Origin of the sequence: Pseudarthrobacter quantipunctorum, assembly GCF_045291495.1 — a bacterium.
GTDB classification, from domain to species: domain Bacteria; phylum Actinomycetota; class Actinomycetes; order Actinomycetales; family Micrococcaceae; genus Arthrobacter; species Arthrobacter quantipunctorum.
The window spans coordinates 3125773-3141262 of record NZ_CP148033.1 but is presented as its reverse complement, the minus strand read 5'-3'; the positions used below and the strand labels follow the sequence as shown (position 1 = coordinate 3141262).

Sequence of the window (15490 nt, the reverse complement as noted above, 5' to 3'; positions counted from 1 at the left end):
TACTACCGCCTGAATTGGATGCGGACTGAGTTGTCGTCCGGGAGGACGATGACCGTTCCGTCCCGCGGTGTCCAGCCGTCGTGGAGGAAGAAGAAGCGCCCGCCGCTGAGCACCAGCAGGCGGAGGCCGTCGTACCGGTAGAGCGCCGCGTCCCCGGTTCCCACCTGGACTTCCGTGACCGCGGCTGAGCCGATACCGAGCGGTGTGGGCGAGTAGACCTCCGCCCGGGGCATGTACTGGACGCCCTGTTCGAAGTTCAATGCCAGCCGCCGGCCCACCGCCTGGGCGTAGTCGGCCGTGCCCCAGAAGAGCAGCAGCGTCACGATACTGAGGATCAGCGTGGTTTCCACCGCCCGCTGCTCGGAGCTGAGGACTGGCAATGCGCCCGTCCGGCCCAGCCGCCGCAGGCGCATGCACCACGTGGCCACCAGGACACCCAAAGCCATCAGGTACGGCGTGAACAGCGCTGTCCGGGCGGGTTCCACAACCGCCAGGACCAGGCTGACGCCCACAAGAACGCCGCTGAGCAGGGCGGCGATGCCGGCGGCCCTGACAATGAGGGCCCTGCCGCGGTCCTCTTCGATGCGGCGGCGCAGCCAGCGGTCCAGGGCCAGCCAGACGACGCTGGCGGCCAGGATGCAGACGAGCGGCAGGAACAGTGCGTTGATGCTGATCAGGATGTAGTCCTGCACCGCGTACCCAAACAGGCTGACGTTCAGGCCCATCTGTGCCGCCTGCGCCTCCGCGCGGGCCCAGCCGAAATAGAACAGCAGGGCCGTGGCTACCGTGACCGGCGGACCGATGGCCGAAATGACGCCCAGGGCGCGGGACCAGGAGGAACGCTCGTCCCCACCGGCCTCCGTCATGGCGCGGTGCCTGGCGCCGGGGTGCATGTGGCCTGGTCCGGTGCGTATTCCAAGGAAGCAGAGCCGCTCACCGGCCAGTCGGCGTCGGCAATGCTGACCTCGGCCGTGGTTGGCTGCCCCGCTTCCAGGGGCGGTGCCAGGAAGTGGAACTCAAGCGGATGGTTTGTGTCGATGAGGCTCTGGCGCTGCAGGACCTGGGCTGTTGTGGCGCCAACGTAAACCGAGCGGACGGTCCCGGTGGGCAGGCCGGTGATGTTTCCCGACAGGACAATTGCCTGCCCCGGGCAGACCAGGAAGGGCGGCGAATTGCCTTCGCTGTCCTCAAGACCCGTCAGCTCCGGCAGGCATGCGGTTCCGGGACGAGGGGCGAGTTTCACGGAAACACCCGGCTTTTGCTGCCGGACGGCGGCTATCGGGCGGAGGACCTCGAGGGCGGTAGCGGACCAGCAATCGCCCTCGAATGGCGGCGGCATGGTGTCAAGGGCGGCGGCCGCCGCATCCCAGGCAGCCTGGTTTCCGGTCAAACCGAGGCACAGCGCTTTCGCCGCTTCCTCCACCGTATTGAAGGGTTCGGAGTTACCGGGGAGAACCCCGCAGTCCAGGCCCCTCAGGTTCCTGTACCAAATGGGGTCGCCCCCTGCCCACCGGGCCGATGGGCAGCCAGTCGAGCACCACGGTCTCCGGTACCGGTGGCAGGTTCGGGGCGGGCGGACCCGGTGGCGGGGCAGGTGGTTGGTTTGGGGCGGGCGGAGCGGGCGGCGGGGCAGGTGGTTGGTTTGGGGCGGGCGGAGCGGGCGGCGGGGCTGGCGGCTGGTTTGGGGCAGGCGGTCCGGGCGGCGGGGCGGGTGGTTGAGCAGGCGGCTGGTTTGGGGCCGGCGGGCCGGGTGGCTGGGCCGGTGGTTGTGCCGGCGGCTGCGCCGGGACAGGGCTTTGCTCCCCGCCAGGTGCAGGCAGTGGCTGGCCCTGTTGCGGATCTTGGGACTGGCTGCGTTCTCCGCCGGCGGTGGGGCTGCCACTAGAACCGCCGGGCTCGGTGGCCCGGTTTGAGTGCGACGTGCTGCTGGCAGCCGGCTCCTCACCACCGCCGGTTGCCATGCAGGCAGGCAGGAGCAGCGACAGGGAGACCGCCCAGATGAGGGCAATCGGGCGGCGGCTGCAGATGTGCATCTCGCACCATCACTATCTGTACTGCCTGGGTTCCAGCCCTGGAGGTCCGGCCGGCCAGGGAAAGCATCGACCGTGGGGAGGCCTTTGCGTCCAACGGAATTAAACCGTGCCGGCGTTACTGCGGCGTTACTGCCGGCGGAGTTGAGAGCGTACGACGGCGGGGAGGGGCCGCCGAAGCAGCCCCGCCTTGGGTGCGTCCACGGAAAAGTCCGGCGCCGTCGTCGTCCGTTGCCTGGATCTGCTGGCGCTAGACGGCAGGCTCGCGCCGCCGCCGGAACACCATGCGGAGGTTCTCCCGGAAGCTCAGGCTGCTCCGCCGGCTCACCACAATCACGGCCGCCACGGCCGCCAGCAGCACGATGATTCCCCCGGCCGCCACCGACCAGCGCGCGCCGAACTCCGAGCCGATCCAGCCCATCAGGGGAGCGCCCACGGCGGTTCCGCCCTGCAGCACGGCGAGGTACAGGGCCAGCACCCGCCCGCGGAACTGGGGCTCCACGGACAGCTGGATGCTGGTGTTGCAGCTGTTCAGGAAGGTGATGGACGCCAGGCCCACCGGGATCAGGACTGCCGCGTAGAGCCAGAACGACGGCGACACGCTGCCCAGGAGCGTAAACGCGCCCAGCCCGAGCGCCCCGCCCAGCAGGAACCTCAGCCGGGGACCGGCCCTGCGTGCGGCAAGGAGCGCCCCGGCCAGGGTGCCCACTGCCATGATGGATCCCAGCAGCCCGAATTCGCCGGCGCCCACCCCGAACTCGGTGGTTGCCATGAGCGCGTTGATGATGGGGAAGTTCATCCCGAAGGCGCCGAGGATGCCCACCAGGACCATGATCAGCATCAGGTCCGGCCGGTTGCGCACGTAGCGGACACCCTCCGCCACCTGGTGCTTGCCCCTGCTGGCCGGCGCGGCAGGAGCGAGCTCCGAGGCCCGGATCCTGAACAGCGAGATGATGACGGCCCCAAAGCTGGCTGCGTTGAGCAGGAACACCGGCCCCGTCCCCACCCAGGCGATCAGTACGCCTGCGATGGCCGGACCGGTAAGCCTGGCCGTGTTGAAGGACGCGGAGTTCAATGCCACCGCGTTGGAAATGTTGTCCTGGCCCACGAGTTCGGAGACAAAAGCCTGCCGGGAGGGCGCGTCCACGGCGCTGGCGATTCCCAGGCACAGGGCGGCCACGTAGGCGTGCCACAGTTCGGCGGTACCGCTGACCACCAGCAGCCCCAGCGCCAGGCCGGTCAGGCCCATGGCCACCTGGGTCCACAGCAGGATCACGCGTTTTTGGTAGCGGTCCGCCAGCACTCCGCCGTACGGTCCGAGGAGCAGCATGGGAAGGAACTGCAGGCCGGTGGTGATGCCGACGGCGGCGCCGGAGTAGTTGGTGAGGACGGTCAGCACCAGCCAGTCTTGGGCTATCCGCTGCATCCAGGTGCCGATGTTGGACACCAGCGCACCGTTGGCCCAGATCCGGTAGTTCCGGTTCTCCAGGGCCCTGAACATGGCGCTCATTTGCCGCTCATTTCCTGCATGATCTGCGCCGCGCGGCTTAGGACCAGCCGGTCCTCTTCGCTAAGTCCGGCCACCCGCTGCGCCAGCCAGGCTGTCCGTTGGTTCCGGGCCTCGGCCAGGACTGCCCGTCCGGCGTCGGTGATGTCCACGCGGACCTGCCGCCCGTCGTCGGGGTTTGCCGCCCGGGACACGAACCCCTGCTCCGCCAGCGCGTTGACGATCCGCGTCATGGACGGGGCCTGCACATGCTCGCTTTCGGCGAGGGCGCGGAGGGTACTGGGACCGTAGCCGTTGAGGAGGGCGAGCACCGTGTACTGGCCCGGGGTGATGGCGTCCCCGGTGGCCTCGACGCGGAGCCGCCGCGAGGTGCGCATAACGGCTGTGCGGAGTTCGATGGCCAGGCTGTCCGGGCTGGCCGTTCCGGTGGTTTTGCGGTTCTCGATGTCGGTGGTGGTCACGCCGCGATTGCGCCTCCTGAAAATACTTAGCAGTGCTAATTAGTCCTGCTAATAAGTATGCTCCTGTTCCGGAGATCGGGCAAGGAAGTGTGCCGGGGGTAACAGTGATTCGGGCGGGTCCGATAGTTTCTGCATTCGGTCCGAAAAGGTGGGGCCGACAGTGCCGCACGCCCAACTCGGGCCGCCGAGTCGCGGCCCCACGGTGCATCGTCAGGCGAGGGTGGTTCCTGCCGTGGCGTGGGAGTGCACCTTCGTTTCACATCAGACTGTTGTTATTGCTGAAACTTTACGATAGTTTCTTCGTGTGATGCAGGTCGCAACGGTGGGGAGCCGGCGGCCACTTGCCTACCGAAGGACAATGATGACCAGCGAGCCTCACGCAAGCACCCCCGAAATCCGCCTTAAACGCCTGCACGAGCGGCTGGGCGGCATAGCGTACGGCGGGGACTACAACCCGGAGCAGTGGCCCCGCGAGGTGTGGCAGGAGGATGTCCGCCTCATGAAGGAGGCGGGCGTCAACCTGGTTACCCTGGCTGTCTTTTCCTGGAGCCGGCTGGAAACCTCGGACGGCGTCTATGACTTCGGCTGGCTGGACCAGATCATGGACCTGCTGCACACCAACGGCGTCGGCGTGGACCTTGCCACCCCTGACGCCGTTCCGCCGGCCTGGCTCGTTGCCCGGCACCCGGACATCCTTCCGGTCCTGGCGGACGGCACCATCTTCGGTTTCGGGTCCCGCCAGCACTTCGACGTCTCCCATCCCGCGTACCGGGAGAAGTCCCTGGCCATGGCCGAGAAGATGGGGGAGCGGTACGCGAAGCACCCCGCCCTCTGCATGTGGCACGTCAACAACGAATACGGGCCCGTCTCCTACGGCCCCCACGCGGACCGGGCCTTCCGTGAATGGCTGCAGCAGAAGTACGCCAGCCTGGACCAACTCAACCAGGCCTGGAGCACGGACGTCTGGGGCCAGGTCTACTCGGACTGGGCGCAGGTGAACGCCCCCGCCCAGCCCCGCACCTGGTCCAACCCCTCCCGGCGCCTGGACTACCACCGCTTCACGTCGGACAGCATGCTGGAGCACTACAAGGCCGAACGGGACATCCTGCGCCGGCACACCCCGGACCTGCCCATCGTCACCAACTTCATGCGCTTCTACAAGAACAACGACTACTGGGCCTGGGCCGCGGAAGAGGACGCCGCCGCCCTGGACATCTACCCGGACCCGCGCGAGGAAGACGCCCACGTGGCCGCTGCCCTCAACTTCGACCTGATGCGCTCGCTCCGGAAGGGCCAGCCCTGGCTGGTTATGGAACAGGCCACCGCAGCGGTGAGCCAGTGGTCCGTCAATGTCTCCAAACTCCCCGGCAAGATGCGGCTGGGCTCCTACCAGGCGATCGCCCAGGGCGCGGATTCCATCCTCTTCTTCCAGTGGCGCCAGGCCAAGGGCGGCACGGAGCGCTTCCACTCCGGCATGGTCAACCACGCCGGGCCCAACACGCGCGTTTTCCGGGAAGTCTGCGAGCTGGGCCGGGAGCTGAAGGGGCTCGGCGGCATTACCGGCACGCAGTCCGCCGCCAAGGTGGCCATGGTGTTCGACTGGGACTGCTGGTGGGCCCTGGAACTGGGCAACTCGCCCCGCTCTGACCTGAGCTACACCCAGGAGGTCCTCCGCCTCTACCGGCCCTTCTTCGAGGCGAACATTCCGGTGGACTTCGTCAACACCGCCTCAGACCTCAGCCAGTACAGCCTGGTGGTCCTGCCGGCGTCGTACCTCCTCTCCGACGATGCGGCGCAAAGGTTCGAGGACTACGTTGCCGGGGGCGGCCGCCTGGTTGCCAGCTACCTCTCCGGCATCGTGGACCCGGACAACACCATCCGGCTGGGCGGCTACCCGGGCGCCCTCCGGAACGTCCTGGGCGCGTGGAGCGAGGAGATGCACCCGCTGGCCGGCGACGGCGAGGAAGTAAAGCTTTCAACGGCCGACGGCGGCACGGCCTCCGCCAGTTACTGGACTGAGCACCTGCACACCGAAACAGCGGACGTCCTGGCGAGCTACGCCTCCGGCCGGCTCGCGGGATCGCCCGCCGTCACCCGGAACGCTTTCGGCGAGGGCACGGCCGTCTATCTGTCCGCCCGGGTGGACAGCACCTTCCTGGAGGAACTGCTGGCGGCCGAGCGCGCTGCTGCGGGGATTGTTCCGGAACTTGACGCTCCGCTGGGAGTGCAGGTCCGCCGTCGTACGGGCAACGGGCGCAGCTACCTGCTGGTCCTGAACCACAACGACGCCCCGGCCCGCGTGGACATTAAGGCCGGCGGCACCGACCTCCTCACCGGCAACGCCGTCCAGGGAACCGTAGAGCTCGCTGGCTACGGCGTCCTGGTGATTGAAGAACCCACAGAATCCATTTCCGCAGAAACCGCCCGATAGGAGGCCCCACCATGGCCCTGCGACTGGAAGTACCTCCCGAGGCGGTCACCCCGGACCCGCCCGGCGCCACCCGGAACCGCCGCAACAAACCCGGCAGCTGGGGGCTGGCCCTGAAACGGGACTGGCGGCTCTACACCCTGGTGCTGCTGCCGCTGGCCTACTTCGCCGCGTTCCGCTACCTGCCCATGGCCGGCAACGTGATCGCCCTCCGGCAGTTCCAGCCCGGCGGCAGCATCTTCGGCGAGAAATGGGTGGGGCTGAAATACGTCACCCTGTTCATCAACGATCCCAGCTTCTGGCAGGCGTTCCAGAACACCATCATCCTGGGCGTGCTGACGCTGCTGTTCTGCTTCCCCATGCCCATCATCTTCGCGCTGATGCTGAACGAGCTGCGCTCGCAGAAGTTCAAGAAGTTCGTCCAGACCGTGGCGTACCTGCCGCACTTCATGTCCGTGGTGATCATCGCCGGCATGATCCTGCAGAACTTCTCCATGACCGGCACGGTCAACCAGATCGCCAACACTTTGTTCGGCACCACGGTGAACTTCACCCAGGACGCCGGCTGGTTCCGGCCCATGTACATCAGCTCCGAGGTGTGGCAGACCATGGGCTGGGGCGCCATCCTCTACCTCGCGGCGCTGACCCGCGTGGACGAATCGTTGTACGAGGCCGCCCGGATTGACGGTGCCAACCGCTGGCAGCAGACCTGGCACGTGACGCTGCCGGCCATCAGGCCCACCATCATCACCCTCCTGATCCTGAACATCGGCACGTTCATGGCCGTGGGCTTCGAAAAGATCCTCCTGATCTACAACCCGCTCAACTACGCAACGTCCGATGTCATCTCCACCTACCTGTACCGGGTGGGCCTGGAGTCCAGCAACTTCAGCTACGCCGCGGCCATCGGCATGTTCGAATCCGTCATCGGCCTCACGCTGATCCTCTCCGCCAACGCCATCTCCAAGCGGCTGGCCGGAACGAGCCTGTGGTGAAAGGGCCAACCATGAAAGAAACCGGCGTCCTGCTCAAGGACATGAAGGTCTCCCGCGGCATGCGGGTGTTCCGGATGTTCAACCTGGTCTTCCTGCTGGTGGTGGTGTTCCTGACCCTCTACCCGTTCCTGAACATCATTGCCCAGAGCTTCTCCAGCGAAGGCTTCATCAACGCGGGCCAAGTCAATCTGTTCCCCATGGGGTTCAACACCGAAACGTACAAGCTGATCCTCGCCGACTCCACTTTCTGGAACAACTACGGCAACACGGTCCTGTACACGGTGGTGGCAACGGCCATCTCCATGGTGCTGACCACCAGTTTCGCTTATGCCATCGCCAAGAAGGACCTGAAGGGCCGCAGCGTATTCATTGGCATCGCGGTTTTCACCATGTTCTTCAACGGCGGCCTCATTCCCAACTACGTGCTGATCAGCTCACTGGGCATGCGGGACACTCTGTGGGCCGTGGTGCTGCCCAATGCCATCAGCGTCTTCAACCTGCTCATCATGAAGTCGTTCTTCGAGAACATGCCCCGGGAGCTGGAGGAAGCCGCCGCCATTGACGGGCTGACCCAGTACGGGGTGCTGTTCAAGGTGGTCCTTCCCCTGAGCAAGGCCATCGTGGCCACCATGGTGCTGTTCTACGCCGTGGCCAACTGGAACTCCTGGTTCCAGGCCTTCCTCTACCTGGACAACCCGGACCTGTTCCCGGTGACCATCTACCTGCGGAACATGATCGCCGGGGTCACCACCGCGGACTCTGCCGGCGGCACGGCCGAGAACCTGGGCCAGATCGCGGCGAACATCCAGTCGGTCACCATCGTCCTCACTGTCATCCCCATTTTGTGCGTCTACCCCTTTGTCCAGAAGTACTTCTTCACCGGCGTCATGCTCGGTTCCGTCAAGGAATAACCCCTTATGAAAGGAAAACTTATGATCCGCAGACGAGAGTTCCTCGGCCTCTCCGCCCTCGCCGCCTTCGGCCTGGTGGCGGCTGGCTGTGACTCCGATTCAGGCGCCAAGGTGGATACCTCCAAGGCCCGCACCGGAGCCATGGACAGCTTTGGGGTGGGGGATACGTTCAAGGCGACGGCGCCGGTGAGCTTCACCTTCCTCTTCAGTGACCAGCCCTCGTACCCGTTCAAGAAGGACTGGCTGCTGTTCACCCAGATGGCGAGCGCGAACAACGTCACGCTGGAACCCACCATTGTGCCCAGCAGCGATTATGAGCAGAAGCGCAGCCTGCTGATCAGCTCGGGCAACGCCCCGGAAATCATCGCCAAGACCTACCCGGGCCAGGAGAGCGCGTACGTCTCCTCCGGGGCGGTTCTGCCGGTCAGCGACTACGTGGACTTGATGCCGCACTTCCAGGACAAGGTGAAGAAATGGAAGCTCGAGCCGGAGATCGCGGGGCTCACGCAGGAGGATGGGAAGTACTATGTGCTGCCCGGCCTGCATGAGGAGCTGTGGCCGGACTACACACTGGCCTTCCGCACCGACATCCTGGAGAAGGAAGGGATCGCGGACCCAAAAACGTGGGACGAGTTCCGCGAGGTGCTGCGCAAGCTGAAGAAGGCCTACCCGGACGTGGTGCCGTTCTCTGACAGGTTCAACGGCAACAGCGTGCTGAACATTGCCGGCAACGCGTTCGGCACGGCGGCGGGCTGGGGCCTGGTGGACGGGCTGAACTTCGACGAATCGAAGAAGGAGTTCGAGTTCGCCGCCGGCACCTCCAAGTTCAAGGAACTGGTGACCTACTTTAACTCCCTGGTGTCCGAGGGCCTGATGGACCCCGAAAGCTTCACCCAGACGGACGACTCCGCCATCCAGAAGTTCACCTCCGGCAAGTCGTTCGTGATCAGCGCGAACTCGCAGAACATCATCACCTACCGCACGTCCATGGAGCAGTCGCTGGGCAAGGGCAACTTCACCGTCCGCAAGATCACCGTCCCCGGCGGCCCGGCAGGGGACGTCATCGGCGGCTCGCGGCTGGAGAACGGCATCATGCTCAACTCGTCCGTGAAGGACAAGGACACGTTCGTGGCGCTCATGCAGTACATCGACTGGCTCTTCTACAGCGATGCCGGGCAGGAGTTTGCGAAGTGGGGGGTGGAGGGAACCACCTTCACCAAGGAAGGCGGGAAGCGCGTCCTGGCCAAGGACATCAACTTCCAGGGCCTCAACCCGGCCGGCACCAAGGACCTGCGGATGGAATACGGCTTCTCCGGCGGCAACTTCGCCTACGGCGGCACCACGGACCTGCTGCACTCCACCTTCAATGAGGAGGAGCTCGCGTTCCAGGAGGCCATGAAGAGCAAGACGCCGAAGCCGGTGTCCCCGCCCGTGCCGTTCAGCGACGTGGACCGTGAGCAGGCCACCCTGGTGCTCACCCCGCTGAAGGACCACGTCAAGCAGAGCACCCTGAAGTTCATCACGGGGCAGCGGAGCCTGGGCGAGTTCGACGCCTACCTCAAGGAACTGGACAGCAAGGGCATGTCCAAGTACGTAGAGTTGGCGAACAAGGCGTACACGGCTTACGCGGAGAAGAAGTAGCAAGTACGACGGCGGCGGCCAGCTTTGGCCGGCAACCGAGAGGCAGTGCGTGGTTCAGAAGAAAGCGGAGTACGGTGCCGGCCCCCTGTTCAGGGCGGCCGGCACCGTCTCCGGCGTGATGATGGGCCACGCGCTGCTGGTGCTTGCCAACGTGCCGCTGGTGGTAGCGCCGCTGCTGGGCAACTGGCTCCCGGTGCTGCTGGCCTGCGTTCCGGTTGGCCCGTCCCTGGTGGCCGCCATGTACGCGTTTAACCGGCTGCTTGCCGGCCATGACACCGGGGTGTTCCGTGACTTTGTGCGGGGCTACCGGATGAACTTCGTGCCTGCCCTGATGGTGTGGCTGCCGTACCTGCTGGTCCTGGCCGTGATCGCCTTAAACCTGGCCGGACTGCCGCTCATCCCCGGGGCCGGGCCCGCCGCGGAACCGGCCATCCGGGTGGCGCTGCTGGTCCTGGGGCTCCTGGTGGCAACGGCGTCACTGAACGCGTTGCTGCTGCTCTCCCGCTTTTCCTTCCCGGTGCGGGACATCTACCGGTTGTCGCTGTACAGCTTCGGCGCGCAGAAGAGGGTGGCGCTGGGCAACGCCGGCATCCTGTTTGTGGGCGCATTCCTGCTGCTGATGACCACTACCTATCTCATGCTGGTGACCGCCGGGGCCCTGGTGTTCCTGGTGTGCCTCAACTCCCGGCCGCTGCTGCGGTTCATCGAGGATAGGTTTACCGCCTAGGTTCATGTCGTTGCGGGCTGTGGATCACAGGAGTGTTTGGCGCACGGTGCATATGGGGAGAAGAAGGCCGGCAAACAGTGCCGGTCTTCTTCTCTCCGCCGCCTCGCTGCCAGCCATCCATTACGGAAGGTGCGGGAGCTTTAAGGTGCGGTCTCCGAAATGGTCGTATCGATCGCGGTCCAAGTCGTGGCAGTTCCCGCAGGCATAGATCCCTGGGGTTTTGTCAGCACTTCCCGTTCGCCGATCAGCAGACCTGTCTTGGGGTCGATGATGATGTCTTGGCGGCGGTTGGAAGTCGTCTCCACGCGTCCGATGGCAATGCCTCTTCTTCCATCGAGCGTGGCTTGCTCATCCGTGACTGTCACCCCCGGAATGAGCGCTGCAGCTTTGTACAGTGCGGCGCGGAGATCGGCAGGGACCATGCCGGTGCGGAGCAGGTCAGCGATGAACACTAAGGACTCGCCATCCCTGGACTGCCCCTTGCCCTCTGTTTGCCGGCGGATTTCAGCTAGGAGGGCACTTGGATCTCGGGGAAAGACAGCCAGGGCATCCTGTGACGGAAAGCTGGACTGATCAGGGGGTGTGCCGTAAAAGCCACCGTTATTGCCGCGCAGCACGTACCCTTCGGACGGTTCCGTACTCGAGGCGTATGCCTTCGATTTCTCATCAAAGAACGTCGTGGGGATCCGTCCTGATCTTTCCCAAACCCACTCTTCCTGACGGTTGGCGGGGATGTAGATAGTGCTTTCTTCTGTATCCAACCACTCATGCACGCTGCCATCTGCGGCGACGGCGACACTGCCCCAGATATTGGTGCTCTGGATCTTCAAGTATTGCCCCGGGCCCGGAACAAGGTCTGCTGTCCGGATGGTTGTCTCGGCAGCTGCGTTGAGCACCTCCGCGGCCTGCGCGGTAGCGGCTCCGCGCAGTGGACCGGGCACGAACACGTCGCCGCCGACCAATGCGGCAGCGACCAACGCCGTTGCCGCTGAAGCAAGACCCCATCTCATCACCGCGCGGCGACGAGGCTTCTGCTGAAGCTTTACCGACCGCGGATCAATACGTTGCAGCAGCTTGGTCCGGCCTCTGTCGATAGCGGCATCGGTGGCTAGGGGAGTCCTGTCACGCATTTCGCGCAGGAGTGATAGCTCGTCCATGCTCGATCTCCTCTTCATCTGTGTTCAGCAGGCCGGCTGCATCTCGAATGATGCGCCGCGCCCTGTTAAGCCGTGACCGGACAGTTCCAACGGGAACGCCGGTTGCCAGTGCTATGCCCTCATAGGTCAGATCAGCCCACGCATAGAGCAACAGACATTCCCGGTCTGCTGTCGAAAGCGTCCTGATCGCTGCGGCCAAGTTGGATGACTTCGCGGTTGCGTCCAGCCGTTCAGCCACACGATCGGCGCCATCCTCGTAGCTGTCTCTGCCTGCAGCTTTCGCCAAGGCTCTTAGACGTCTGGCTTCAGTACGGTGGTGCCGGCGGAGCAGATTGGTCGCGATCCCGAACAGCCAGGGCCTGGCATCATCCCACTCGTAGTCAAAAGCCTCCCGGCTTTCGTAAGCGACCAGGAACGTTTGCGACATGACGTCTTCGGCTACTGAATCACCTGCCCGGGTAGCCGCGTAGCGGTACACCGCCCGCGAATACTTGTCATAAAGCGCAGCGAAGGCCTGCGGGTCCTTGCTGGATCGGCGAATCAAGTCGCTATCGGTAGTCACAAACTGTATTGCCCCCACGGGTGAAAAGAGTTCACGGCAGTCTAGGTGGAAACTGCAACATTGCAGGACTGCCGATAAGCGGTGGGGCAAAACGACCATCTCTGACCTGCCCCCGCCACGCCTCACAAAGCCGCGAGATAACCCTGTGGGGACCTGGATGTAGGCGCTCCGCAAGGTGAGTGCGATCGAATCGAACCGCAATAGTAGGGTGCGGAATGAACCATACCGGCAGGCTTGTAGTCGAAGGGAGGAACCGTGATCTCAGCGCTGAACCAACTCGTGGATTTCATCGAAGAGCACCTCACCGAGGAGATCGACATTGAGGACCTGGCGGTCAGTCTCGGCACGACGGAGTACCACCTCCGCCGAATGTTCTCATCACTGGCCGGTATGCCGCTCTCTGAGTACGTCCGCAGGCGCCGCATGACGGTGGCGGCGACGGACGTTCTCGAAAGGGGCGAGCTGCTGGCAATCGCGGTGCGGTATGGCTACGGCTCGACCGAGGCTTTCAGCCGGGCATTCCGATCAGTGCACGGCGTCGGACCCAGCGACGTCCGCCGGGACGGCGGGCCCCTTCGTGCCCAACCCCAGCTCAGGTTCCGCCTGACCGTAGAAGGAAAAACCGCAATGAACACTCGCATCACAGACCGGCCGGCATTCCGGCTCATCGGCCACTCGGTCCGCGTGCCCCTTATTCACCACGGCCCAAACCCGCACATCCAAGCGCACATCGCCTCGCTACCGGCAGCAGAGCACGCCCGGCTCAAGGAACTGAGCAACACCGAACCCGAGGGCCTGCTCCAGGTGAGCGCCGACGTCGATCCGGACTACACGGAGGGGAGCGAGCTAACCTACCTCCATGGCGTCGCCGTCACCGAAAGGACGCCGGTGCACGGGGACCTCGACGCGATCGAGGTCCCCGCAGGCACTTGGGCGGTATTCCACGCCGAAGGGGCGTACCCGGAGGTTCTGCAGTCCACCTGGGCATCCACCGCCACCGATTGGTTCCCCTCGAATCCGTGGCGGCTGCGCCCGGGCCCGTCAATTGTGGCAGTCCTGGATCGCAGTGCCGACTTCAGCACAGCGAGCTGCGAATTGTGGCTCCCGGTAGAACGAGCCTGACAGACCAGTCCGCGGAAGGGACAAGGTCACGCCAGCGGCGCCCCGACCAAGGATCTTTATCCGGCGATGAGCTCCTTTACCGGTCCTTCGTGCAGAGCCAGGTAGACATCGTCGCGGATCTGGTTGGCCTGTAAATCTGTCATCGTCCTGGTCAAAGGGCGAAGAACTAGCCGTATCAGCGCGTTGGCTTGTCCGTCACGAATCTGTAGCCGTTCCTGCGCTGACACCGGAAGTTCAGTACGGGGAGTGAGGGCCAGCAGTTCGACGCTTTCCAGGTCGTCTGCCTGCCCGTTCAGGGCTGTTCGGACTCGATCTCCCAGTACTTCCGCGTCCATGTCCGCGGGAACGACTATTGATATGTCGCGTCGGATTGGTGGCAGCTGGGAGACCGGCCGCCACGGTGCCAGATCAATCATCTGCTGTTCGATGCGCTTGTCCGTAGACCGGAGCAACCTGATGTCTGGGATGCCTTTACGCAGCATCAGGGCGCGGTCCAAGCCCATGCCAAGGGCTAGCCCGGACCACTTGGTGGGATCCAGGTCAGCTTGTGAGAACAGGTGCGCGGCCATGAGGCCGCATTCGGCGAGTTCGAGCCATTCCCCGTCCATGAGGACATCGATCTGCAGGCCATGCTCGGTGTAGGGGTGGACGGCAGGGACTGCGCGCCACTGGGCGCCGGGAAGCACGGCCTGGACCAGGGACGCGACCATGTCTTGAAGGTCACCGACGTCGAGGTTTGCCTGCGAGCTCACGCGCCACAGGTCTACCTGGTGCGGCGTTCCCACATGCGTGCGGTCAATGGAATCGCGTCGGTAGACAAGGCCCGGGACGGTCCACAGCTCGTCCGAGAATTCCCGGGGGTTCAGGGCTCGGAGCAGCGACGGGATAGACGCTGAGGTGTGACTGCGCAGCATGACCGTTGGGCTGATATAGCGGGAGTATCTTTGATCCCGCGTCACGTCTGACCCCTTGAATCCGAGGTGGTCGTAGTTGTCGACCACGCTGACCAGCGGGCTGTTGCGGATAATCCGTTCCGGCACATCCCATCGGTTGCGGAGCGCATCAGTGACGCTTTGCAGGAGCTCCTGCATTGCATGGGGACCGCTGAGGGGATCCGAGAGGTCCCGGATGCTCAGGGCGTCATGGAGTTCATTGGGGCTGAGGTAATTGGGCATGGTGGTCCTTGGGTTTGGATATGAGTGGTGGTTTCCGCCCCCGACTCAGATCCGGCGCCAGGACCTAGGCGCGCGCCAGTAAGCCCTCGCGACCGGAAACCGGTCGGGGGCAAGTAAATCGGCGCGTAGAAAGCATGAGGCCGAGTTTACCTCCGTCAACCGCTGGCCTGTACAACGGATACCGGCTCACGGGAAACTGGCGCCATGCGCAAACTGGCCTTCGGCATGAACGTGAGCCTCGACGGCTACATCGCCGCGCCCGGCGACGACCTCGGCTGGAGCGTCCCGAGCGACGAGCTGTTCCAGTGGTGGTCCGACAGGGTGGGGGCGACAGGCCTGGCCCTATACGGGCGCAAACTGTGGGAGGCGATGAGCTCCCACTGGCCCACCGCCGACCAGCAGCCTGGTGCCACGCCGGCGCAGATCGAATACGCCCGCCGCTGGCGGGACATGCCGAAGGTCGTGTTCTCCTCGACGACCAGCACAGTTGACTGGAACACCCGCCTGGTCACGGGCGACGCCGTCACCGAGATCACCCGCCTCAAGGCCGGCGACGGCGGCTCCATGGACATCGCCGGTGCCACACTCGCCGCGGCGGCCATGCGCGTCGGGCTGGTCGACGAGTACGCGCTTGTCACCCATCCGGTCCTGGTGGGCGGCGGCACGCCGTTCTTCACAGCCCTGGACAACTGGGTGAACCTGAGCCTGGTGGAGACCCGGACGTTTCCCGGCGGTGTGGTCCTGACCCGGTACGAGACCAGGCGCTCTGCTTGA

Annotated in this window: 14 protein-coding genes; 7 read left to right on the top strand and 7 right to left on the bottom strand. The window is 64.8% G+C overall.

The genetic code is table 11. The features are described 5' to 3' along the window. Nucleotides 1-2 precede the first annotated feature (2 nt). From WHH00_RS14240 to WHH00_RS14225, 4 genes are all read right to left on the bottom strand, one after another. On the bottom strand, nucleotides 3-866 hold the full coding sequence (locus WHH00_RS14240) for a hypothetical protein (RefSeq protein WP_406638709.1): 864 nt from the start codon (nucleotides 864-866) through the stop codon (nucleotides 3-5). Next, nucleotides 863-1423 carry a hypothetical protein gene (locus WHH00_RS14235; protein WP_406633751.1) on the bottom strand — a complete coding sequence of 187 codons (561 nt, stop codon included), beginning with the start codon at nucleotides 1421-1423 and terminating at the stop codon, nucleotides 863-865. The genes WHH00_RS14240 and WHH00_RS14235 overlap by 4 nt, the downstream gene beginning before the upstream one ends. 857 nt (nucleotides 1424-2280) lie before the next feature. After that, entirely contained in the window at nucleotides 2281-3540 is a 1260-nt protein-coding gene (locus tag WHH00_RS14230; protein ID WP_406633749.1) for an MFS transporter, read from the bottom strand. Beyond that, nucleotides 3537-3914 carry a MarR family winged helix-turn-helix transcriptional regulator gene (locus WHH00_RS14225; protein ID WP_406638616.1) on the bottom strand — a complete coding sequence of 126 codons (378 nt, stop codon included), beginning with the start codon at nucleotides 3912-3914 and terminating at the stop codon, nucleotides 3537-3539. Before WHH00_RS14225 ends, WHH00_RS14230 begins: the two co-directional genes overlap by 4 nt. Nucleotides 3915-4359: 445 nt before the next feature. Here WHH00_RS14225 and WHH00_RS14220 point away from each other — a divergent pair, with 445 nt between their 5' ends. From WHH00_RS14220 to WHH00_RS14200, 5 genes are read left to right on the top strand one after another with little or no spacing between them, the layout of a single operon-like run. Beyond that, nucleotides 4360-6429: a beta-galactosidase gene (locus WHH00_RS14220; RefSeq protein WP_406633747.1), complete on the top strand. Its 2070-nt coding sequence runs from the start codon at nucleotides 4360-4362 to the stop codon at nucleotides 6427-6429. Nucleotides 6430-6440: 11 nt separating this feature from the next. Then, nucleotides 6441-7421 carry an ABC transporter permease gene (locus tag WHH00_RS14215; RefSeq protein WP_406633745.1) on the top strand — a complete coding sequence of 327 codons (981 nt, stop codon included), beginning with the start codon at nucleotides 6441-6443 and terminating at the stop codon, nucleotides 7419-7421. Nucleotides 7422-7432: 11 nt separating this feature from the next. Beyond that, a complete protein-coding gene (locus WHH00_RS14210) occupies nucleotides 7433-8332 on the top strand; it encodes a carbohydrate ABC transporter permease (RefSeq protein WP_400516308.1) in 900 nt (299 codons plus the stop codon). Nucleotides 8333-8338: 6 nt separating this feature from the next. Further along, nucleotides 8339-9973 (top strand): extracellular solute-binding protein, encoded by a 1635-nt coding sequence (locus WHH00_RS14205; protein WP_406633743.1) that lies wholly within the window; start codon nucleotides 8339-8341, stop codon nucleotides 9971-9973. A 49-nt stretch (nucleotides 9974-10022) separates the two neighbouring features. Then, entirely contained in the window at nucleotides 10023-10700 is a 678-nt protein-coding gene (locus WHH00_RS14200; protein WP_406633741.1) for a DUF624 domain-containing protein, read from the top strand. Between the two features lie 140 nt (nucleotides 10701-10840). Here the strand turns inward: WHH00_RS14200 and WHH00_RS14195 are convergent, their stop codons facing one another. After that, on the bottom strand, nucleotides 10841-11857 hold the full coding sequence (locus WHH00_RS14195) for a CU044_5270 family protein (protein WP_406633739.1): 1017 nt from the start codon (nucleotides 11855-11857) through the stop codon (nucleotides 10841-10843). After that, a complete protein-coding gene (locus tag WHH00_RS14190; RefSeq protein WP_406633737.1) occupies nucleotides 11823-12419 on the bottom strand; it encodes an RNA polymerase sigma factor in 597 nt (198 codons plus the stop codon). The genes WHH00_RS14195 and WHH00_RS14190 overlap by 35 nt, the downstream gene beginning before the upstream one ends. 255 nt (nucleotides 12420-12674) lie before the next feature. Here WHH00_RS14190 and WHH00_RS14185 point away from each other — a divergent pair, with 255 nt between their 5' ends. Then, nucleotides 12675-13541, top strand: a complete 867-nt coding sequence (locus WHH00_RS14185) for a GyrI-like domain-containing protein (RefSeq protein ID WP_406633735.1) — start codon at nucleotides 12675-12677, stop codon at nucleotides 13539-13541. 56 nt (nucleotides 13542-13597) lie between these two features. Here the strand turns inward: WHH00_RS14185 and WHH00_RS14180 are convergent, their stop codons facing one another. Next, on the bottom strand, nucleotides 13598-14716 hold the full coding sequence (locus WHH00_RS14180) for a hypothetical protein (RefSeq protein WP_406633733.1): 1119 nt from the start codon (nucleotides 14714-14716) through the stop codon (nucleotides 13598-13600). A gap of 204 nt (nucleotides 14717-14920) precedes the next feature. Between WHH00_RS14180 and WHH00_RS14175 the strand changes: the two genes are divergently transcribed. Continuing rightward, nucleotides 14921-15490 (top strand): dihydrofolate reductase family protein, encoded by a 570-nt coding sequence (locus tag WHH00_RS14175; RefSeq protein ID WP_406633731.1) that lies wholly within the window; start codon nucleotides 14921-14923, stop codon nucleotides 15488-15490.

What these genes read in the sequence shown, in the direction of transcription:
- WHH00_RS14240 (WP_406638709.1), bottom strand. Translation starts at nt 866, where the DNA reads ATGACGGAGGCCGGTGGGGACGAGCGTTCCTCCTGGTCCCGCGCCCTG.
- WHH00_RS14230 (WP_406633749.1), bottom strand. Translation starts at nt 3,540, where the DNA reads ATGAGCGCCATGTTCAGGGCCCTGGAGAACCGGAACTACCGGATCTGG.
- WHH00_RS14225 (WP_406638616.1), bottom strand. Translation starts at nt 3,914, where the DNA reads ATGCGCACCTCGCGGCGGCTCCGCGTCGAGGCCACCGGGGACGCCATC.
- WHH00_RS14220 (WP_406633747.1), top strand. Translation starts at nt 4,360, where the DNA reads ATGACCAGCGAGCCTCACGCAAGCACCCCCGAAATCCGCCTTAAACGC.
- WHH00_RS14215 (WP_406633745.1), top strand. Translation starts at nt 6,441, where the DNA reads ATGGCCCTGCGACTGGAAGTACCTCCCGAGGCGGTCACCCCGGACCCG.
- WHH00_RS14210 (WP_400516308.1), top strand. Translation starts at nt 7,433, where the DNA reads ATGAAAGAAACCGGCGTCCTGCTCAAGGACATGAAGGTCTCCCGCGGC.
- WHH00_RS14205 (WP_406633743.1), top strand. Translation starts at nt 8,339, where the DNA reads ATGAAAGGAAAACTTATGATCCGCAGACGAGAGTTCCTCGGCCTCTCC.
- WHH00_RS14195 (WP_406633739.1), bottom strand. Translation starts at nt 11,857, where the DNA reads ATGGACGAGCTATCACTCCTGCGCGAAATGCGTGACAGGACTCCCCTA.
- WHH00_RS14180 (WP_406633733.1), bottom strand. Translation starts at nt 14,716, where the DNA reads ATGCCCAATTACCTCAGCCCCAATGAACTCCATGACGCCCTGAGCATC.
- WHH00_RS14175 (WP_406633731.1), top strand. Translation starts at nt 14,921, where the DNA reads ATGCGCAAACTGGCCTTCGGCATGAACGTGAGCCTCGACGGCTACATC.